This is a genomic window from Novosphingobium resinovorum (assembly GCF_001742225.1).
GTDB lineage: Bacteria > Pseudomonadota > Alphaproteobacteria > Sphingomonadales > Sphingomonadaceae > Novosphingobium > Novosphingobium resinovorum_A.
Genome location: NZ_CP017076.1, coordinates 553,483 through 572,740 on the forward strand (window position 1 = coordinate 553,483; position 19,258 = coordinate 572,740).

General features: G+C 65.7%; 19 protein-coding genes. 3 read left to right on the forward strand and 16 right to left on the reverse strand.

Translation table 11 applies throughout. The features are described from left to right. Position 1: 1 nt before the first annotated feature. The 4 genes from BES08_RS20015 to BES08_RS20030 all read right to left on the reverse strand — a co-directional run bounded on the left by BES08_RS20015 (position 2) and on the right by BES08_RS20030 (position 3,521). Positions 2–637: a 2-dehydro-3-deoxy-6-phosphogalactonate aldolase gene (locus tag BES08_RS20015; protein WP_036528543.1), complete on the reverse strand. Its 636-nt coding sequence runs from the start codon at positions 635–637 to the stop codon at positions 2–4. Further along, positions 634–1,500 (reverse strand): 2-dehydro-3-deoxygalactonokinase, encoded by an 867-nt coding sequence (locus BES08_RS20020; RefSeq protein WP_197524486.1) that lies wholly within the window; start codon positions 1,498–1,500, stop codon positions 634–636. The genes BES08_RS20015 and BES08_RS20020 overlap by 4 nt, the downstream gene beginning before the upstream one ends. A gap of 183 nt (positions 1,501–1,683) precedes the next feature. Further along, positions 1,684–2,649, reverse strand: coding sequence for a VOC family protein (locus tag BES08_RS20025; RefSeq protein WP_036528544.1), 966 nt, complete (start codon positions 2,647–2,649; stop codon positions 1,684–1,686). A 74-nt stretch (positions 2,650–2,723) separates the two neighbouring features. After that, positions 2,724–3,521 (reverse strand): hypothetical protein, encoded by a 798-nt coding sequence (locus BES08_RS20030; RefSeq protein WP_036528545.1) that lies wholly within the window; start codon positions 3,519–3,521, stop codon positions 2,724–2,726. Positions 3,522–3,695: 174 nt separating this feature from the next. Between BES08_RS20030 and BES08_RS20035 the strand changes: the two genes are divergently transcribed. Continuing rightward, positions 3,696–4,346 carry a TetR/AcrR family transcriptional regulator gene (locus BES08_RS20035; protein WP_051587072.1) on the forward strand — a complete coding sequence of 217 codons (651 nt, stop codon included), beginning with the start codon at positions 3,696–3,698 and terminating at the stop codon, positions 4,344–4,346. A gap of 18 nt (positions 4,347–4,364) precedes the next feature. On the opposite strand, the gene BES08_RS20040 is transcribed toward BES08_RS20035, so the two are convergent. From BES08_RS20040 to BES08_RS20050, 3 genes are all read right to left on the reverse strand, one after another. Next, complete coding sequence (locus tag BES08_RS20040) at positions 4,365–4,724, reverse strand: EthD domain-containing protein (protein WP_036528546.1); 360 nt, start codon at positions 4,722–4,724, stop codon at positions 4,365–4,367. Next, positions 4,721–5,509 carry a sugar phosphate isomerase/epimerase family protein gene (locus BES08_RS20045; RefSeq protein ID WP_036528547.1) on the reverse strand — a complete coding sequence of 263 codons (789 nt, stop codon included), beginning with the start codon at positions 5,507–5,509 and terminating at the stop codon, positions 4,721–4,723. Before BES08_RS20045 ends, BES08_RS20040 begins: the two co-directional genes overlap by 4 nt. A gap of 138 nt (positions 5,510–5,647) precedes the next feature. Further along, entirely contained in the window at positions 5,648–6,826 is a 1,179-nt protein-coding gene (locus tag BES08_RS20050) for an aromatic ring-hydroxylating oxygenase subunit alpha (protein WP_036528548.1), read from the reverse strand. Between the two features lie 110 nt (positions 6,827–6,936). On the opposite strand from BES08_RS20050, the gene BES08_RS20055 reads away from it, so the two are divergent. After that, positions 6,937–8,559 carry an AMP-binding protein gene (locus tag BES08_RS20055; RefSeq protein ID WP_036528549.1) on the forward strand — a complete coding sequence of 541 codons (1,623 nt, stop codon included), beginning with the start codon at positions 6,937–6,939 and terminating at the stop codon, positions 8,557–8,559. Between the two features lie 192 nt (positions 8,560–8,751). Here the strand turns inward: BES08_RS20055 and BES08_RS20060 are convergent, their stop codons facing one another. Further along, on the reverse strand, positions 8,752–9,558 hold the full coding sequence (locus BES08_RS20060) for an SDR family NAD(P)-dependent oxidoreductase (RefSeq protein WP_036528550.1): 807 nt from the start codon (positions 9,556–9,558) through the stop codon (positions 8,752–8,754). 151 nt (positions 9,559–9,709) lie between these two features. On the opposite strand from BES08_RS20060, the gene BES08_RS20065 reads away from it, so the two are divergent. Then, entirely contained in the window at positions 9,710–10,471 is a 762-nt protein-coding gene (locus BES08_RS20065) for an SDR family NAD(P)-dependent oxidoreductase (protein ID WP_036528551.1), read from the forward strand. Positions 10,472–10,554: 83 nt separating this feature from the next. On the opposite strand, the gene BES08_RS20070 is transcribed toward BES08_RS20065, so the two are convergent. From BES08_RS20070 to BES08_RS20105, 8 genes are all read right to left on the reverse strand, one after another. Further along, a complete protein-coding gene (locus BES08_RS20070) occupies positions 10,555–11,496 on the reverse strand; it encodes an N-acetylglucosamine kinase (protein ID WP_036528552.1) in 942 nt (313 codons plus the stop codon). After that, positions 11,493–12,635: an SIS domain-containing protein gene (locus BES08_RS20075; protein WP_036528592.1), complete on the reverse strand. Its 1,143-nt coding sequence runs from the start codon at positions 12,633–12,635 to the stop codon at positions 11,493–11,495. Before BES08_RS20075 ends, BES08_RS20070 begins: the two co-directional genes overlap by 4 nt. Then, complete coding sequence (locus BES08_RS20080; RefSeq protein ID WP_036528554.1) at positions 12,628–13,911, reverse strand: D-tagatose-bisphosphate aldolase, class II, non-catalytic subunit; 1,284 nt, start codon at positions 13,909–13,911, stop codon at positions 12,628–12,630. Before BES08_RS20080 ends, BES08_RS20075 begins: the two co-directional genes overlap by 8 nt. A gap of 213 nt (positions 13,912–14,124) precedes the next feature. Beyond that, positions 14,125–14,892, reverse strand: coding sequence for an IS21-like element ISSsp5 family helper ATPase IstB (gene istB, locus BES08_RS20085; protein WP_036531279.1), 768 nt, complete (start codon positions 14,890–14,892; stop codon positions 14,125–14,127). Continuing rightward, positions 14,889–16,382, reverse strand: coding sequence for an IS21 family transposase (istA, locus tag BES08_RS20090; RefSeq protein WP_081799279.1), 1,494 nt, complete (start codon positions 16,380–16,382; stop codon positions 14,889–14,891). Before istA ends, istB begins: the two co-directional genes overlap by 4 nt. Before the next feature lie 117 nt (positions 16,383–16,499). Continuing rightward, the gene (locus BES08_RS20095; RefSeq protein WP_156799940.1) at positions 16,500–16,712 is read right to left on the reverse strand and encodes a hypothetical protein; all 213 of its coding nucleotides are present in this window, start codon (positions 16,710–16,712) and stop codon (positions 16,500–16,502) included. A gap of 29 nt (positions 16,713–16,741) precedes the next feature. Then, on the reverse strand, positions 16,742–17,419 hold the full coding sequence (locus BES08_RS20100; protein ID WP_036530850.1) for a response regulator transcription factor: 678 nt from the start codon (positions 17,417–17,419) through the stop codon (positions 16,742–16,744). 590 nt (positions 17,420–18,009) lie between these two features. Next, positions 18,010–19,221 carry an MFS transporter gene (locus tag BES08_RS20105; RefSeq protein ID WP_036530836.1) on the reverse strand — a complete coding sequence of 404 codons (1,212 nt, stop codon included), beginning with the start codon at positions 19,219–19,221 and terminating at the stop codon, positions 18,010–18,012. Positions 19,222–19,258 lie beyond the last annotated feature (37 nt).

The window sequence follows — 19,258 nt, forward strand, 5'->3', positions numbered from 1 at the left end:
ATTACGCGCGGCTCTCCATCTCCGCCCACGCCCGTGCGAAGGCCCGGGCGTTCGCGGCGATCTCGGCGGTGCTCATGCCAACCTTGTAGAGCGCCGAGCCAAGGCCGAAGCCGTCCGCGCCCGCCTGGCGCCAGGGCTCCATATTGGTCGGCGAGATGCCGCCCACCGCCAGCAGCGGCACGTCCTTGGGGAGCACGGCACGCTGGGCCTTGACCACCGCGGGGCTGGCGGCCTCGGCCGGAAACAGCTTGAGGCCGCTTGCCCCCGCCGCGAGCGCCGCGAACGCCTCGCTCGGCGTGAAGTAGCCCGGCAGCGAGACGAGGCCGCGACGGGCGCTCTCGGCGATCACGGCGACGTCGGTATTGGGCGAGACGATCATCGCGCCGCCCGCGTCCTGCACCTCGGCGACCTGCCCGACCGTCAGCACCGTGCCCGCGCCGACGATCGCCCGGTCGCCGACGCGCCGCGCCAGCTTCTCGATGGTGACGAGCGGATCGGGCGAATTGAGCGGCACTTCGATCAGGCGGAAGCCCGCCTCGACCAGAACGTCGGCGGCGGCCTCGATTTCGTCGGAGCGAATGCCGCGCAGGATCGCGACGAGGGGAAGCTGCGCAAGCGCGGTGGCAAGGTCGATCATGGAGTCATATCCCGGATGCGGGTGATGCCGGCGATGAAGGCAGCGTGACTGTCGACGACGACTGCCTCTCCCCCGGCGATTGAAATGGCGGCGGAATAGAGCCGCGCGAGCAGCCCATCCGCGAGGAGGTAGACGGTCTCCCCCGGCTTGATCCGGGCGCGGCAGTCGGTGCCGAGCAGCAGGCCGCTGACATAGGCCGCCGCCGTGCCGGGAGCCCGCGCACCCAGTACCGAGGCCGCGCGCACGCCGAACAGCGCAGCGAGCAGGTCACCGTCGGCGCTGGCCTCGACGCCCTTGCGGAACTCCGCGTCGGCATCGACTTCTCCGGTCATCTCGCTGCCGATCAGCGAATGGGCCTTGAGCATGGCGAACATCTCGCCCGTCATGGCGGTGGTGAAGTCGGCCAGCGCGCCGCCCCGCATGACCGCCCATTTGGCGTGGGTTCCGGGCTGGCACAGCAGAGCCTCGGCAGGCGCCAGCCCTGCCGCAACGGCGCCGAGAAGCTGAACTTCCTCGCCGCGCATCACGTCCTGTCGGCCATTCCTGTCGCGGCAGACGCCGGGGACTATGGCGACGCCCTCGACCGGCGAGACAAGCCCCGCCGCAAGCTCGGCGATTCCGGCAGGCGCGGCGACGTAGCCCGCGTCATGCCAGCCACGGTTGGAGCCGACCATGCCCGCCAGCAGCATCGGCAACCCGCCGTGCCGTGCGCGCAAGTCCGCGACGGCAGCAGGAAAACCACCCTCCGGGACCGAGAGTATGCCCTTGTCGTCCCGCTCGGCGGCGACGATCTCACCCCCCTCGATCACATAGGCGCGGCGATTGGTCGTGCCCCAGTCCACGGCGATGAAGGCGCTTGTCACCAGATCACCGCGCAAATCACGCAAGGCACCAGAACCACGGCAATCGCTCCTGCATTGGAACGGGTAGACGTCGCATAGCGCCCGTCTTCCGTCGAGATCGTATCCTTGCCGGGCCTCTTCATGGGCAACTGCATAAGAGAACGTATTTATAATATCAATCGTCACAATGACGCCGCAGCACTGTCAGCCCCCGTGGCTGAAGAATTCGACGATCGCGCCTTCGGGAGAGCGGACCGCGAACAGCGTGACGGTTCCGTAAGGCGCGATCACGAACGCCGCTGGCTCGATATGGAGTGACCCGCCCCGGCCGGCGATCGCGGCGGCATAGGCATGGGCATCGTCCACCTCAAAGCGCAGGCACAGGATGCCGACATTGGGCGCCGCGCAGTCGGCGTCGCAGCGGCGGCCGTACATCGCGGCGTTGTGGATCAACTCGACTCCGCCTACCGACGGGCCCGGCGGGTTGAAGATCACCACCCGGCGCTGCGCCCCGATCGCGGCGGGCAGCGGCAGGCCGAGCACATCGGCACCCGGCTCGGCCACGCCCTCGACCATGAAGTCGAGGTCCTTGTGCCAGCCCAACACGTCCACGTAGAACGCGATGGCGCCTTCGATATCCGCCACCATCTGCGTCGAATTGAACACCGGCGAAAGCCTGCCCGAAGGATCGAGCCCCGGCACTTCGGGCGAATAGCGCTGGATTACCGCGAGGTTCAATCCGTCCGGGCCGATCGCCACGACCTGCCGGACCGAGAAGTGCGCCTCGCTGTAGTCCACCGGCTCACCGAACGCCGTCCAGCCGTGGCGTTGCAGCCCGCGATAGACCTTATCGACGTCGGCCGAGAACATATCGACGTCGAAGATGCCGCCGGTGTCCCAGGTCCGCTGGCTGGAACGCATGACCTTCTGCTCCACCCCGTGGAAGCGCACCAGCCTGAGCGCGCCGCGCCCGGATACGGTGTTCTGCGGCACGAACAGCGCCTGCTCGATCCGCGTGCACTGTTGCGGAACATGCCATGCCGCGAACTGGGAAGGCGGAGCATCGGGCAAGTCGACGCGGTCATAGCCGCACACCTGCATTAAAGGCGCCGCCAGGCGTTCGATGTCGAAGGTGCTGACGACGGCTTCCTGAATGGGCTGGATGATCATGACCGGAAGATTGATCGCGGCTTGAGGCCCATGTCCCACGAGTAGCGCGCCAGTGTCCGACTGGCGAAGAAACCTCAGCGCTTCGAAGCGACCTCGGGGATGTCACTGGCGACCATCTCGCTGCGGTCGCGGGCAATCGACCAGAGCCGGCGCTTCGCCTTCGGATCCCAGTCGATCGCCTGCCCCGGCGTGGCGATGGCGAAGGTCTCTACCAGTTCGAGGCGCGAGCCGGCTTCCGGCAGGCGCAAGGCGTAGAGCTCGGGGCGATCGTGGCCGGTCACGTAGATCAGCCCGTCCGCGCCCCAGCTCATGCCGGAGCAGCTCTTGGGCGCCATGCGGGCGAGAACCTCCTCCGGGAAGGCCCAGGTCTGCTCGATGCGGAACTGTTCGTCCATCCGCGCCAGCACGGTGTAGCGATAGTCGCGCCCCGGCTCGCCACCCTTGCCCTCGTAGTTCGCGAAGACCGCCCACCACTTGCCGTCGTGCCGGTCGATCACGGTCAGCGATCCCGGGCCGAAACCGAGGCTGATGGTGCCGGAATGGCGCAGCGGGCGGGTGTCGAAGATCTCGATCGCGCTGGTCTGCGGCACCGCCGGGTAGTTGGAGGCGGCGCAGTAGAGCTTCGTCTGAACGACCGTGCAGCTGTTCATGTGGGGGAACAGGCGGCGCTCGCCCTGCCACTGGTCCACCTTTTTTTCGTCCGAGAGGCGGTATTTGCCGATGCGGTCGTTGTCGATCGCGTAGACGAACGTGCCGTCCGATGCGGCGCCCTGATGCGCCTCGGGCGCGGCCATCCGCATCGCCACGGGTGCCGCATCGGCGAGTACCGCCGCCGAGGCAAAAAGGGGAAGGACAGACAGCAGACGGATCATGGATGCGCACCTTCGAATGGGTCGCCGAGCGCTTACGACGGTCATGCTACGCTACCATGTCGCAGCGCATTTGCATGAAATCGCATGCGGGTTTGCATCTTTCCTGTTGCCCGATCCATCCCGGACAAGGCAGGAGGAGCGCAATCTCTTCGCAATTGCACACGGAAAATCAGTTTGGCCGCCAGCCCCGCCCGCAAGCGCCCCGAGCGCGCCCCAGTCCGCAAGACCGCCGAAAGCGCGCCCACCCGCCAGTCGATCAAGAGCGCGCAGACGCGCGGACGGCTGATCGAGGCGACGATCCAGTGCCTCGTCAAGGTCGGCTATTCCGGGACGACAACGCCGCTGGTCGCGGTGGAAGCCGGACTGTCGCGCGGGGCGATGCTCCACCATTTCGAGAACAGCGCGACGCTGATCCGCGCCACCATCGTCGAACTCCATGAGCGACGCCTGCGGGCCTTCCGCCGCTCGTCCGAAATCACCGAGCATGAACCCGCGACGATGGTGACGGCGTACTGGAAGCAGGTTCAGAAGCCCGCCTTCGTCGCCTTCCAGGAACTGGCGATGGCCGCGCGCACCGATGCCGATCTTGCCCAGATCATGCGCCCGCTGCAGGTCGAATACCGCGAGCGTTTCAATGCCGAGGCGATCGCCCTCTTCCCCGAATGGCAGTCCGAGCCCGAGCATTTCGCGCAGGCCATGGCCCTGTCGCAGACGCTCATCGAGGGTATGGCGACCGGCCTGATGACCGGCGCGCTCGCCGAGGCGATGGTGCCGCACATGCTCAAGATGCTGGAAGATCAGGTCCGCACCCTGCGGCCCGCCTGACGGCCCGCCCCTACCGAGCTACCCGACCGGCGGCATCACCGATGCACTCTCGGTCACGGTGAAGGCGCGGACACGGCTGCGGTCGAACAGGTTTTCCTCGTCCTCGGCGATCATCGCGGCGACCTGCGGATCGCCCAGCGCAGCAAAGCAGGCATCGCGCGTCGCCGCGTCGGGGAAGTCGATTTCCATCACCACGTCGTGATCGAACGGCTGGTCCGTCCCGTCCATCGGCGAAAGAAACCGGCGCACGTAGCGCGTGGCGTAGCCCGCCAGCACCTGCTCGCCGATCACGCGGTGGCTGCTTTCGTAGTAGGCGCGGAAGTCCTCGACGCTCATGCCTTCGCGGCGCTTGAGGAGCGTGATCACGGTCACCGTCATGCCAGCACGCCCATCCACTCGCGCATCCCGTCAAGCACCGCCTTCGCCCGCAGCGCCGGGTGCGAGAACGCCTCGCGTAGCGCAGCCGAGCGCAGTTCCAGCGACAGCGGAATGCCTTGCGGCAAGGCCTGCAGCATCGCCGCCAGCGGCAACGCGCCCTCGCCCGGCTGTTCGCGGAGATCGATGGCATCGGTGATGACCGCGTCGAAGTTCGCCGGATCGGGCCGTTCGGCCCGCGCGTCGCAGAACTGGGCGTAAGGCAGCAGCGCCGGATCGATGGCAGCGATCTGCCCGACCGTCGTGCCGGAGCGGTCGACGTGGATCGGATCGACCAGCACCGCGCGCAAGGGATGCCCCACCCGGTCGAGAATGCCGAGCGCCTGGCTCAGGGTCTTCACCTCGGTGAATATGCCGAATTCCAGCGCCACGCGCATTCCCGATCCCTCGGCATGGCGGCACAGGGCGGAGAGGCGCTCGATCGTCTCGCCCTCCTCGTGCGAGGATACGCAAAGCACGTTCGCCGCGCCGAGCTGCGCGCCAACCTCCAGCACCTTGCGGTGATCGTCGAGCGTGGTGTCGGGGCGGATCCACACGACCTCGACGTCGAGCACCGGCAGGCCGGTGCGCTGCAATGCTGCGCGCGCATCGCGGGTATGCTGCGCGGTCCATTCCAGCGGATCGACCCAGAGGCCGACCGCGTCGAACCCGGCAGCGGCACCTGCCTCGATCACGTCCACGGCGCCGAATTCGGGCAGGACGCCGGAGGCGAGGGATAGTTTATGCATTGTTTTCTCTCCCAAACCCACCCCGTCCGGCTAGTTCGCTGCGCTCTCAAGCCTCCCGGCCCTCCCGCGAGCGGGAGGGCTAGGCGCAGGTCTATCATCCCCCTCCCGCTTGCGGGAGGGGACAGGGGTGGGCGCGTATCACATCACCGGTTCGGGCAAGGAGGCATCATCCGCCAGATACCAGTTCAGCCACTCATGGAAGTACTGGTTCCCCCGTTCGTTCTTGCCAAACGTCAGGTCGTCATGCGCGCCCGATTCGAGGCCCTTCTGGATCTCAAGGCCGATCACATAGTCTTCCTCATACGTAACATCGCGGAAGAAGTTCATCGCCGCTTCCACCGCCTCGCGGTCCGCCTCATCCTTGACCGGATTGCGACGCAGGTAGTTCAGCACGGTGCGGTTCTCGGCGGGCGTCGGTCCGGGGAACAGCTGCGCGACTTGCGTGATCTCCGGCGCGATGAAGATCGAGACGTTGGGGAAGAAGATGCGCACGAAATCGTAGCCGTAGTTCTCGCGGTTGCCCCATTCCTCGCGGGGCACGTCCCTGAGCTGCTCGGCGATCGAATGCTGCGGGAAGCCGATGCGGATGTTCGGCCCGAAGCCCTCGTAATGCGTGCAGTTCGACGGCGTGCGCGGGAAAATCGTCTCGGGGTGCAGCGACTTGAAGTGGTAGCCCTCCAGATAGCCGTCGAAGGCGATCTTCCAGTTCGCCCCGTGGATCGTGCGATTGCCGAGGTACGTCCAGTTCGCGAAGTCGAGCGCGTCGAAATCCTCGAGGAAGTCCTTGAAATAGTGATCGAGGTCCATCGGCGCGTTGGGCGTCAGGCACACGAAGATCATGCCGCCGCGTTCCTCGCACGGCAGTTCGCGCAGGCCCATCGCGCCCTTGTCCACCTCGCCAAAGGTGCCCGGCTCAGAAATGCCGATCAGCTTGCCGTCGGCGCCATAGGTCCAGGAGTGGTACTTGCAGGTGAAGCGCGAGCAGTTGCCCTTGCCGTCCGGCGCGACCGGGGCGCCGCGATGCGAGCAGACGTTGAGGAAGGCGCGGACCTTGCCCTGCTTGTCGCGGTTGATGAGCACGGGCGAACCGACCGCGTCCATCGCCTTGTAGTCGCCGGGATTCGGCAGTTCGGCGGTGAAGGCCAGCATCAGCGGCACGCGCTTGAAGACCAGCTCCAGCTCGGCCTTGAACTGGTCCTTGTCGGTATAGCTGCCGGTGGGCACGCGCAGCGGCCGCGCCGTCTGGAAGGTCTTCTTGTTCGCCACGTAGTCGAGCATGATCTCGGCCACGTCACCAATGCGCTTTACGCGTTCCACGGTCTTCTCCCGGTAATTTATACGTCGATCCTGCGCGAGCCGCCCGGTCGCCACAAGCTGCGCAAGGTGATAGGCGACAGGGGGGCGCACAGTGCGGCACTCAGGGGATCATGATGGAGAGGAAGAGCCCCCCGTGGGCATGGCTTGAAACCCCACCGCCGCATCTGGCTGCTTACGCCGGAACGGACTTGTGGGACGAACGCACGATCGCCGAGCAGGCGAGCGCGCTGGCCGAGGCCGACCCCGGCTTCGTGTGCCTGATCGAAGGCGACGTGACCGTCACCCGCGCGCAGGCCGTAGCCGATGCCGAGGCGTTGAGCGCCGCGATGCATGCGCGCGGCCTGCGGCCGGGAGACGTCATCGCCTTCCAGGTGCCCAACTGGCGCGAGGCGATGGTGATCAACCTGGCCGCCGCGATGTCGGGCCTCGTCGTCAACCCGATCGTGCCGATCTACCGCGACCATGAAGTCTCGTTGATGCTGGCGGACTGCGGCGCGCGGGCGTTCTTCGTCGCCTCTTCGTTCCGCAAGTTCGACTATGCGGCGATGGCGCGGCGACTCGCAGGCGTGCTGCCGGACCTGGCTCATGTCTTCACCGTGCGCGGCGAAGGTTCGGACGATTACGCAGCGCTGATCGAGGAAGGGCGCGCCCTCTCCTTCGCGCGGCCAAAAGTCGATCCGCTGGGCGTGAAGATGGTGCTCTACACCTCGGGCACCACGGGACGGCCGAAGGGCGTGCTGCACAGCCACGTCTCGATCGCCCGCATCCTGCGCGAGAGCGGGCACTACTGGGGCCTGACCGAAGGCGAGGCGACGCTGATGCCCTCCCCCGTCACGCATGTCTCGGGCTATGCCAACGGGCTGGAGGCGCCGTTCATCTGCGGAATCCGCACGGTGCTGATGGAAAGCTGGAACGCGGAGCAGGCACTCGCCCTGATCGACCAGCATCAGGCGGTCGGCACCGTCGCCGCCACGCCGTTCCTCGTCGAGCTGGCGGCCGCCGCGCGTGCGAGCGGCAATCGCCTGCCCAGCTTCCGCTTCTTCGCCTGCGGCGGCGCGGCGGTTCCGGCGGACTTGATCCCCGCCGCCAATGCCGCGTTCGACCACTGCCGCGCCTTCCGCGTCTTCGGCGCCTCCGAAGTGCCGCTGGTGACGTTCGGCTGGCCCAACGTCGAGGCGCTGGCCGCGACGACCGACGGCGCCATTGTCGATTACGAGGTGCGCATCGTCGATCACGAGGACCGCGACCTGCCCGACGGCTGGGAAGGCGAAATCCTCGCGCGCGGCCCCGGCATGATGCTGGGCTATGCCGACGAGGCGCAGACCCGCGAGGCGATCACCACGGATGGCTTCTTCCGCACCGGCGACCTCGGCGTGCGGAGCGAAGACGGCGCGATCACCATCACCGGCCGCAAGAAGGACCTCATCATCCGGGGCGGCGAGAACATCTCTGCCAAGGAGATCGAGGACGTCCTGCACGCCCACCCCGCCGTGCGCGAGGCGGCCGTCGTCGCCATGCCGCACGAGCGCCTGGGCGAAGGCGTCTGCGCCTACGTCATCGCCGATGGCGAGGCGCCGAGCCCGCAGGCGCTCGCCGCACACATCGCCGACAGCGGGCTGGCGAAGCAGAAAATTCCCGAGAGGTTCGAATTCCGCGAGGATTTCCCGCGCACGGCTTCCGGCAAAGTGCGCAAGGACCTGCTCCGCGCGGATGTGAAGGCGCTGGTGCCCTAATTCCTCCCCGAGCTTGTCTCGGGGAGGTGGCAGCCCGTCAGGGCTGACGGAAGGGGAATTTTCCGGACTCTCCCCCTCCACCACCGCTTCGCGGCGGTCCCCCTCCCCGAGCAAGCTCGAGGAGGAATAGGAACCGGAACTGGCGACGGCATCCTTGGATACCGCCGCCGGCCCTTCCTCCCCAGGAAACTCTCAGCCCGCAGCCATGGCGGCTGCGACGGCCGCGTCGATTTCGCTCTTCATCGGGTTGCGGCGCAGCGTCAAGCCGCCATTTACCTGCAGGTTCTCGCCAGTCATGAAGCACTCGTCGCTGGAGAGCCAGACGACGGCCGCCGCGATGTCGTCGCTGGTGCCGATCCGGCCGAGCGGATAGCCCGCAAGGAAGGCGTCGAACAGGCCCGGCACCTGCTTGGCGTCCGAAGTCATCGGCGTGTCGGTCAACCCCGGCGAGATCGAATTCGCGCGCACGCCTTCCGCCCCGAACTCGTGCGCCACACAGCGGATCACGTGGTCGGCACCCGCCTTGGTGCCCATGTAGGCGGCGTGGTCGTTGAGCATGATCGTCGCCGTCGCGGAGCTGATCTGGATCAGCGAGCCCCCGCGCCCGCCCTTGCTGCGCGCCATCTTGCCCACCATCGCCTGGTAGAAGTGGAAAGGCCCGACATACTGCAGCATCGTCATCGCCATCAGTTCGTCATGCGTGGTTTCGAGGAAGCCCTTCAGGAGCCCCCAGCCGGTGGCATTCACCGCAATGTCGATGCCGCCAAGCTGCTGCGCGGCGCTGTCCGCCAGAGCATCGACGCTGGCCTTTTCGGTCAGGTCGCAGGCGCTCCACTTGCAGTCATGCTGCGCGGCGAAATCGGCCAGCACGTCTTCCTTGCGGCCGGAAACGAGCACGCTGGCGCCCTCGTCCATCAGGCGCCGGGCGATATGCTGGCCCATGTTGTCGGGGCTGCTGGCGCCGAGGACAACGGCGCGCTTTCCTTCGAGGCGCTTCATGACACTCTCCCGTCGAATTGTTGCGGCCCCCGCGCTAGCACGGCGGGGCTGCGGTCATTCCTGACCAAAGAAATAGTGGCCATGCCGCGCCCGAGCGGCGACACCACGGCATCTGACAAGAAACCACGCGCGTGGCAGAGGAGCGCAAAACATGGATCTCGGACTGAAGGGCCTCAAGGCCATCCTCGTGGGCGCGAACGGCGGCATCGGCCGCGTAGTCGCGCATGTGCTGTCGGCCGAAGGCTGCGACATCGCCATCTGCGGCCGCTCGCAGGACAAGGTGGACAACGTGCTGTCGGAGGTCGCCGCTTCAGGCGTGAAGACCTACGGCGAGGCGCTTGACGTCACGCAGGTCGATGCCGTCCCCGCCTTCGTCGACAAGGCGGCTGAGGCGCTCGGCGGCTGCGACATCTTCATCAGCTTCACGTCCACCAACCTCGGCGAAGACACCGACGCCGCGTGGGAAGCCGTGATCCAGGCCGACATCCTGCCGATGCGGCGCGGCATCGCGGCGGCCCGCCCGCACCTTGCCAAGTCGGACAACGCCGCGATCGTGTGCTTCAGCTCGACCGGCGCGGTCGAGGAATTCATGGGCGTCCAGCCCTACAACGCCCTCAAGGCCGCCGTGATGAACTATTCCTCGTCACTGGCGCAGGCGCTGGCGGGCGAAGGCATCCGCGTGAACTGCATCACCCCGGGCCCGGTCATGACCGAGGACGGCCCCTGGCCCAAGATCCAAGCCGCCATGCCGGACTTCTACAACGCCACGCTCGCCAACATGCCCTCGGGCCGGTTCACCACCGGCGAGGAACTCGCCAAGGCGGTGGCTTTCGTCGTCTCGCCCGCATGCAAGGCGATGACCGGCGCCAACATCGTGGTCGACAACGGCTACACCAAGCGCACCCAGTTCTGACGGTTCAACCTCCCTCCAGAGGATCATGCGGCGGGCCAAGGCCCGCCGCTTTTTTTGGGGGACATCGCAGTCCCTGCAACACCCTATCGGCTTGCGTTTCGAAGCCCCAGGTTTTTGGCATAAAGAGCAGAACCATAGCCGGGCGAGAACATCGGCTCGTGCAGGGAAAAGCCATGGGCGCTTGCGATGCGGAGGAACTCTTCGCGGACCCGGGCTTCACGGCTCAGCACGCCGCCCGACCACGATAGCGGGACAGCCGTGCCTTCCGCAAATCCAAGCGCCGCGCGCAGTGCCAGGGCCATGTCCCCCAGTTCGCGCGCCGCTTCGTCGAGGATGGCCCCCGCCGCCTCGTCCCCGGCCATGGCGGCATCGGAGACCAGTCCGGCCAAACCCGCGATCTCGCTACGCCCCATGCCTGGCGGCCCCATGATTCGCCCGCACACGTCGAGGTCGTCCTCGAGCGACAGCACTGTGCGGAGCGTTTCGTGGAGCGGCCCGCGCGGAGTGCGTCCGTCGCTCATGCGGGTGAACAGCGCAAGCCCCTTGATGGCGATCCAGTAGGCCGATCCCTCATCGCTGAAGACTTCGCCCCAGCCACCGGCGCGGGCAGCCTTGCCCTGCCGTTCGCCATAGCCGATCGAGCCGGTCCCGGCGACGATGTTGATGCCGTCCTCGCCGCCCAGCGATCCGGCCCAACCGCAGACCATGTCGTTGCCGACATCGTAGCGATCATGGCCCAGCACCGCGCCGCATGCCGCGTGGATGCGCGGATCGATGTCACGGTCCTCGCCATAGGCAGGCAGGCCGAAGAACGCATGGTCGATGCCCTGCGGCGTGATGCCGATCGCCGCGCAGACTTGCGCGGCGCCGGTTTCGAGCCGCCGCACCACTTCGTCGAAGCCGACCTGGAGATGATAGGTCGTGCCCGTCAGAGCGGTGGCGAGCACCTCTCCGCCGCCGTCGATACAAACGAACTCGGTCTTGGTGCCGCCGCCATCAACGCCGAGGAAGACGCCGCCGCTCATACTGGTTGCGCGTGTATCCGCACGCCCTGGACAACGCGGTTGACGGTGCCGCTGGCGTTCGGGCGATCAGGCGTGAGGCCCAGTTCGATCGAAACGGCAAGGCCGAAAAGCTGCGCGGGAACGATGAACGGGAACAGCAGGTCCGCATCCGCCGCGCCCAGCAGGCCGGGAACCGATACGTCGGCGTGGTCATCCGGGTCGGCCGAGACCACGACCACCGCGCCGCTGTGCCCGTCAGCCTTCAGCTCGGCGATGATGTCAAGGTCGTAAAGCCGGGTCAGCGGATCGTTGGAGACGAAGACCACCGCCAGCGTCTGCGCATCGATGATCGTCTTGGGGCCGTGGCGGAAGCCCAGCGCAGTGTCGAACGCCGTCACTACCGCGCCGTCGCTCAGTTCCATCAGCTTGAGCGCCGCCTCGCGCGCCAGTCCCTTGAACGGGCCGCTGCCGAGGTAGACGACCCGCTTGAAACCGCGCGCGGCGAGCTTCTCCACCACCGGCCTGCTCTGCGCATGAGTGGCGGCCACGGCGGAGGCGATCGCCTCGATGCGGCCGTCCAGCGCCGCGATCCCGCTCAGGATCGAGAGCGCGGCGAACATCATCGCGCTGAAGCTGGACGTCATCGCAAAGCCCCGGTCGTGCGTCGCCTCGGGCAGCACGACGACATGGGTGTTGCCACCACTGCGCCGCGCCAGTTCACCCTCGGCATTGCAGGTGATGACGAGGTGATAGGCCCGATCGACATGCGCGTCGACCAGATCGACGGCGGCCACGCTTTCCGGGCTACTGCCCGAGCGCCCGAACGAGACGAGCAGCGTCGGCACCTCGCGGCGCAGGTAAAGCGCGGGCGAACTGACGATGTCGGTCGTCGCGATCGCCTCCACCGAACGGCCGAGCAGGCCCGAGAGCCACGGAGCCAGACACTCGCCGATGAAGGCCGAGGTGCCTGCTCCTGTCAGCACGATGCGCGCATGAGGGTTGGCCAGGATCGGGCCGGTGAAGGCTTCGATCGCGGCCTTGTTCGCGCTCAGGATCGCTTGTGTCGCGCGCAGCGTTTCGGGCTGCTGCGCGATCTCCCGGCGGGTCCAGGGTTCGGCGTCGTTGCCCGGCGTTCCGGGAACCAGCAGGGCGTCAGGCATCGGGGTGGCAAGCTCCATGATAGGCGTCGAGAGTGGCGGCGATATGCGCCATGACAAGGTCTGCGGGATCGAGCGACGCGGTCCCGGCGCGCACCGCCGCATAGGCAAGCGGCAAGTGCTGGCTGACCAGCGGCAGCGAGGGCACCATGTCGCGCAAGTTGGCGAACAACTGCTCCTGCGCGGCGACGATGCGCGCGTCGGGCCAGTAGTAGCGGATGCGGTCGGAAAGGCTGTACTGCAGCTGCAGGCTCAGCGCCGCCCCTTGCGCATGGTAATACTTGCGCCAGTTACCCGGCTCGGCGCGCATGCGCTCCAGCGCGACTTCGCGAAGCCCCGCACGGCGAGGAGCCGGTACGGTTTCCGCCTCGATCGCATCGAGCGCCCAGAGCGCCTCACGCAGCGCGAATGTCACGCCGGGGCCGACCTTGAGCACCGCGAAATGATCGCGCACCAGCGCGGCAAGCGCCTCGGCGGTCTGATAATCGGTCGAATGCGCTTCGTAGACCAGCCCCGCGACCGGCTCGATCGCGCGGCTCAGTCCGGTGGCGCGCTCGGGACGGTAATCGACGACCTTGTCGTGATCGAACTCGACGCCCGGCTGGACGACGGTGGCGATCACGCGGTCCCATGCAGCGGACAGCCCCGCCTCGGCGAACAGTGCGCGGTGCATCTCGACCGTGGCGATGGCGTCGGCCGGATCAGTGACGGCCAGTTCGTCGAGGTCTTCCGCCGCGCCGCCCGGCACGGGAACCTCGGTGCCGATCACATAGACCGGCGCGTCCGCGGCCATGACCTCGAAGGCATCTTCGGCGGCCCGGCACAGGCGCGCCGCACGTTCGGCGATGGTCCGTTCGGGCAGCGGCACCGGATCGTCGGCGCAGCTCATCGAGCAGTCGAGATGGATCTTGCCGAACCCGGCGCGCACGTAAGCCGCGACCATCACTTCCGCCCGGTCCATCGCCTCGGCCGCAGGCAGCGCGGTCCAGGGATTGGGGCCGAGGTGATCGCCGCCCAGCGCCAGCCGTTCGACCGGGAAGCCGACGCGTTGCGCGATGGCGCGCACGAAGTCGCGGTAATCGGCGGGGGTCATGCCGGTATAGCCGCCGTCCTGGTTCACCTGGTTACAGGTCGCCTCGACGAGGAGGATGTCCTGGCCGGTCGCCAGCGCGTGGCGCAGCGCCGCTTCGATCGCCAGCGGGTGCGCGCAGCATACCGAAGTCACGCCGATGCGTTCGCCCGCCTTGTGCCGCAGCACGATATCTCGAATCGCTTTCACATCGCTTCCTTTCGTCTCGACGGGTAGCGCAACGAAACTTCAAACGCAACTAATCGAAACTAATCGAAACCATCATTCTGCGAGGACGGCTGTCAACGGCGGAGCAAAAGTCGGCCATTCGGCGGCGTAAAACCAGGCCACGGTGTTACATGCCGGGGGGAGTGGCGTGAGGGCGTAGCCCGAAGGCCACTCCCCCCGGCATTGGCTTGATTTTCAGGGTCTGGTTTTGGCCTTTCGGGCCCGGCTGTGAGCGAGGCGATAGCTTTCGCCGTTCATCTCGAGGATGCTGACGTGATGGGTCAGACGATCGAGGAGCGCGCCTGTGAGGCGCTCGGATCCGAAGGTTTCAGTCCATTCGTCGAAGGGCAGGTTGCTGGTGATCAAGGTGGAGCCGCGCTCATAGCGCTGGGAGATCAGCTCGAACAACAGTTCGGCACCGGTCTTGGAGAGCGGTACGAAGCCCAGTTCGTCAATGATGAGCAGCTTGTATCCGGCCATCTGCTTCTGGAAGCGCAGGAGACGCCGCTCGTCGCGCGCCTCCATCATCTCGCTGACCAGCGCCGCCGCAGTGGTGAAGCCCACCGACAGTCCTTTCTGGCATGCTGCCAGCCCGAGCCCCAAAGCTACGTGCGTCTTGCCGGTGCCCGATGGCCCCAGAGCGATGGCGTTCTCACGCCGCTCGATCCACTCGCAGCGCGCCATCTCGAGCACCTGCATCTTGTTGAGCCTGGGGATAGCGGCGAAGTCGAAGCTGTCGAGGCTTTTGACGGCGGGGAAGCGCGCGGCCTTGATGCGCCGCTCGACCATACGACGCTCCCTGTCGATCATCTCCATCTCGACGAGACGGGCGAGGAAGCGGATATGATCGACGCCTTCAGCGGCACATTGCCGGGCGAGCTTGTGATGCTCTCGCAGGCACGTAGGCAGCTTGAGTGCCTTGAGATGGTGAGCGAGAAGAATCTCCGGTGCCTGATCGCTCATGCGGCCTCCTGCCTGTCGGACAGCAGGCTCATATAGGCTCTGGCAAAGGTCTTCTCGACCGTCGTGCGTGGCAGGAAGGGATAGACGTCCAGGTCCAGCCTGGGCGGCACGCGTTCGACCCGGCACAGGACCAGGTGCCTGACGGCATCGAAGCCGATGGCGCCAAGGTCGATGGCCTGTTCCACCGCCGCCTGGAGATCGGCGATGGTGAACGTTTCCAGCAGGCGCAGCACCTGTACATATTCGCGCCTGCCATGTTTGTGCATGCGCCCTTCCATCAACCGCTGGAGCGTCCCGAACGCTTCGGGCAGGTCCCAGCCCTGCAAAGGGGCCGCCTGGTCGAATGCGTTGATCTTCTGCTCAATCAGCGGGAGATAATGGAGCGGGTCGAAGATAACCTCCTCGCGGGCATGGCAACGCGGGTGACGGGCGATGACCTCGCTGCGGCATCCGATCACCACCGCATCGACATAGGCCCTGATCCAGACTTCCTGATGGCCCCAGGCCACCGGAACCGAATAATCGTTGGTCCTGTAGCGCACCAGGGATTGCGAGGAGACCCGCCCCCCGGTCTGATCGCAGGCCTCGAAGGGTGTAGCGGGCAGAGGCTGCATCGCCGCCAAATCGCGCTGCAAGCGCTCACCGATCGTCTCGCTCTCCCCGCGCACCTTGTCCTGCTGGCGCCTGCGGCATTGCTCCTCCAGCCACAGGTTGAACGCCTCCCAGGTCGGGAACTTCGGGATCGGCACCATGAAATTGCGGCGGCAGTAACCAACCAGCCCTTCCACATTGCCTTTCTCGTTCCCCTTGCCCGGGCGGGCATAGCGGTCGCGGATCACGTAATGCGACAGGAAAGCGCTGAACAGCGTGGCACGCTTGCGCGTGCCGTCTGGCAGGATCTTCGCCACCAGGCAGCGATCGTTGTCATAGACGATCGAGCGCGGCACCGCGCCGAAGAACGCGAAGGCATGGACATGTCCGTCCACCCAGGCCTCCGCCACCGCCGCCGGATAGGCTCGCACATAGCAGGCATCACTGTGCGGCAGATCGAGCGCGAAGAAGTAAGCCTTTTGCTCCACCCCGCCGATCTCCACCAGCGCTTCCCCGAAATCGGCCTGCGCATCTCCCGCCGGGTGCGCCAGCGGCACGAACATCTCCCGGCTGCGTTGCTCGCGCTCCCGGATGTAATCCTTGATGATCGTATAGCCGCCGGTAAAACCATGTTCGGTGCGCAAACGGTCGAATACCCGCTTCGCCGTATGGCGCTGCTTGCGCGGGACACCGCGATCCCCCTCAAGCCATCCATCGATGATCCCCACAAACCCGTCCAGCTTCGGGCGCTGCGGTGCAGACTGACGCCGGTAACCCGGCGGCGATGAAAACGACAGCATCTTGCGCACCGTATCGCGCGACACATTGAAACGCTTCGCCGCCGCCCGTTGGCTCATGCCATCCGCGCAAGCCAAACGGACCTGAAGATAAAGTTCCACGCTGTAGATCCCCACACCTCCCTGACTTGGCAGAAAGGCTTCAAGGTGGACGACTTTTACGCCGCCCGCAGCAGGACTATCCCGCCGCTAGCGTGGCCGAATATTGCTCCGCCGTTCTCACTCGTCGCTGGTGTTCAGCCGAACGCGGGAGCCGACCGCTCCGACCAGCGCCGGTGTGCTGCCCTTGCGGAATTCGGCAAGGAGACGGTCGGCCTCGTCGTCGAGATCCACGTCGAGCTGTTGCTGAAAGGCGTGGCGCATGGTCCAGAAGGCGCCGCCCCACAGCCCCATGACACCCAGGGTGAGACAGGCTGTGTAGGCGAGCGCCATGCGCAGTGTCGCGCTCTTGTGCAAGCGGATCACACCGCGCGCATCCGGTAGCCGACTCCGCGAACGGTCTCGATGATGTCTTTCGCGCCGCCTTCCGCAAGTTTGCCGCGCAGCCGGCTCATGTGCGTCTCGACAATGTTGGTTCGCGGGTCGAAATGGAATTCCCAGACCGTTTCCAGCAGCATGGTCCGGGTAATGGTCTTGCCACCACCCCGTATCAGTTCTTCAAGCAGGGCGAATTCGCGTGGTTGGAGCGCTATCCGCTCGCCGCCGCAAGTCACCTCGCGCCTGAGCAAATCCATCCGAAGTACCCCCCACATGAGTTGGGTCGTGCTACCACCGGCGTTTGAACTGCGGCGACCCAGCGCCTGGACGCGCGCAGCCAGTTCCGCAAACGCGAACGGCTTGACAAGATAGTCATCCGCGCCCGCTTCCAGTCCTTCGACCCGGTCTTCTATGCGGCCCAGTGCGGTAAGCAGCAGCACGGGAACATGCACCTGCGCGCTACGCAAGGCTCGCAAGACCTGTATCCCGTCATGTACGGGCATCATCCTATCCAGCACGAGGACATCGTGGTCGTGCAACTGGGTTATCTGGAGCGCATCACGGCCGTCTGCGGCCACGGTGACGCTATGACCGAGATCGCGAAGCCCACGCGCGACAAATTCGGCCGCCTGGGGATCGTCCTCGGCCAAGAGAATACGCATCGACAGGTTCCTCGCGTGCCAGCTAATATACACGGGTTGCGAAGCACCATACCGGCCTGGGCGCTCCCTGTGTCATGCGCCTTATAGGTCGAGGGCCGCCGCCCAATAAAGGTCGATGGCCAAACATTGGCAAATCACAACTTACCTCTGGGAGCAGCCGGGGCGCACGAGCGATTCCACCTCGTTTAAGGGTTGCCTAAACTGCGCAGCGCCGAGGGGAATCACAATCGCTCTATGACAGTTCCTGCCTTGCGGGTGCGCATTCCGCTCCTGACAGGATTGCTGCTCGCCAACCCACTTGGCGCCCGCGGGCCAATTCATCCGCAATGGAAAAATATGGCTAACCACGAAATTGAGGTCGTCTACTTCGATGCGCCGTCGGTTGTGAGGACCACGCTTGAAAGCGGTGCAGTCAGGATTCCTCGTGTCTTCGCAGACTTTCAGAAGGTACAGCGTATCGACATGGCCCGTTACGGCAAGAGTGGCCATTCAGTTCACGACCTAGGCGAAAGCTGTCATTCCCGCAGCTTCGCTCGCTCAAGCAAGGGAGGCCGAAAGTCGAGGCACGCCACCCAAGCAGACGCATAAAATCAATGACTTATGACCGTCATGTCTCCCGTGCGGCTTCCTGTGGGAAAGCCGTGCGCACGTGATGACCATGCAACCACGAAGCCAACGCATGTCAACGCGAGCATGGCCCAGGGAAATGCTGCGACACCCCAAGTCTCAAGCATAAAACCGCCAGCAAGGCCTCCCGCTGCGATCGCACCGTTCCAGGCAACGACATTCATCGACAGAGCCGTGTCCGCGCTGTCGCCGGCAGCATCTGCGAGGGCGGTCTGGAGCAAAGTTGCCGCGCCGCCAAAAGTCAGCCCCCAGATCGCAGTGCAGGCGTAGATGACGATGACGGACCTAGCGCCCAGCACAAGTGTCACCGTGACCAGTGCAAACAAAGCAAGACTCGCCAGCACGGTCGACCGCAGGAAATGGTCCACCAGCTTCCCGGTCACCCATATTCCGGCCAACGCGGTCATGCCAAATGTGAGCAGGACGAGATCCACACGGTCTGCCAGGCCAGCAGGCGTCACGAACGGCGCCACGTAGGTATAAAGGATGTTGTGTGCGAGCATCCAGCTGACGACGACGCCCAGGACGGGACGGACCCCCGGTGTCGTGAGAACGCGGTAAAGCGGCATTCGCGCACTGCGGGCCTGACCGGGATAATCGGGAACCTTCGCCAGCACCCACAAGATCAGCACGATCGTCAGCAGTGACATCACACCAAAAGCAGAACGCCAGCCGACTGCGGCACCCAGCCAAGTTCCGAAGGGAACACCGAGTGACAAGGCTACAGGCGTTCCAACCATGGCAATCGCCATCGCTCGGCCCTGTTGTTCGGGTGCAACCATCCGGCGCGCATATCCCGCCAGCAGGCTCCAGGCCAACCCCGCCGACATGCCGGCCATGAAGCGGGCGGCCATCGTGAGCACAACGTCGTGCGAGAGTGCAGTGATCGAATTGAAGACGAGGAAACCGACAATCGTCAGCAACAACACGCTGCGCCGCCGCCACCCCTGCGTCGCAATGCTGAGCGGAATGGCAGCGATCAGCGAACCGACGGCATAAGCGGTAACAGTTTGTCCCGCGAGCGCTGATGAAATGTCCATGCTCGAGGATATTTGCGGCAGCAGTCCAGCCGGCAAGGTTTCGGTGGCGATGCAGATGAAGCCAGTCATCGCAAGCGCGAGAAGTGCGGAAACTGGCATGGGATCACTTGCCCGGTTGCATTCTTCGTTCGGCATGGAAACCTTCACACTTATGGATTGATCGATCCACAAC

Bases quoted from the DNA above. Each gene is read 5' to 3' on its own strand.
- BES08_RS20045 (WP_036528547.1), bottom strand. From the start codon at position 5,509: ATGCATAAACTATCCCTCGCCTCCGGCGTCCTGCCCGAATTCGGCGCC.
- BES08_RS20065 (WP_036528551.1), top strand. From the start codon at position 9,710: ATGGATCTCGGACTGAAGGGCCTCAAGGCCATCCTCGTGGGCGCGAAC.
- BES08_RS20075 (WP_036528592.1), bottom strand. From the start codon at position 12,635: ATGCCTGACGCCCTGCTGGTTCCCGGAACGCCGGGCAACGACGCCGAA.
- istB (WP_036531279.1), bottom strand. From the start codon at position 14,892: ATGAGCGATCAGGCACCGGAGATTCTTCTCGCTCACCATCTCAAGGCA.
- BES08_RS20060 (WP_036528550.1), bottom strand. From the start codon at position 9,558: ATGAAGCGCCTCGAAGGAAAGCGCGCCGTTGTCCTCGGCGCCAGCAGC.
- BES08_RS20025 (WP_036528544.1), bottom strand. From the start codon at position 2,649: ATGATCATCCAGCCCATTCAGGAAGCCGTCGTCAGCACCTTCGACATC.
- BES08_RS20105 (WP_036530836.1), bottom strand. From the start codon at position 19,221: ATGCCGAACGAAGAATGCAACCGGGCAAGTGATCCCATGCCAGTTTCC.
- BES08_RS20030 (WP_036528545.1), bottom strand. From the start codon at position 3,521: ATGATCCGTCTGCTGTCTGTCCTTCCCCTTTTTGCCTCGGCGGCGGTA.
- BES08_RS20100 (WP_036530850.1), bottom strand. From the start codon at position 17,419: ATGCGTATTCTCTTGGCCGAGGACGATCCCCAGGCGGCCGAATTTGTC.
- BES08_RS20040 (WP_036528546.1), bottom strand. From the start codon at position 4,724: ATGACGGTGACCGTGATCACGCTCCTCAAGCGCCGCGAAGGCATGAGC.
- BES08_RS20070 (WP_036528552.1), bottom strand. From the start codon at position 11,496: ATGAGCGGCGGCGTCTTCCTCGGCGTTGATGGCGGCGGCACCAAGACC.
- BES08_RS20055 (WP_036528549.1), top strand. From the start codon at position 6,937: ATGATGGAGAGGAAGAGCCCCCCGTGGGCATGGCTTGAAACCCCACCG.
- BES08_RS20095 (WP_156799940.1), bottom strand. From the start codon at position 16,712: ATGGCGCTCGCCTACACAGCCTGTCTCACCCTGGGTGTCATGGGGCTG.
- BES08_RS20015 (WP_036528543.1), bottom strand. From the start codon at position 637: ATGATCGACCTTGCCACCGCGCTTGCGCAGCTTCCCCTCGTCGCGATC.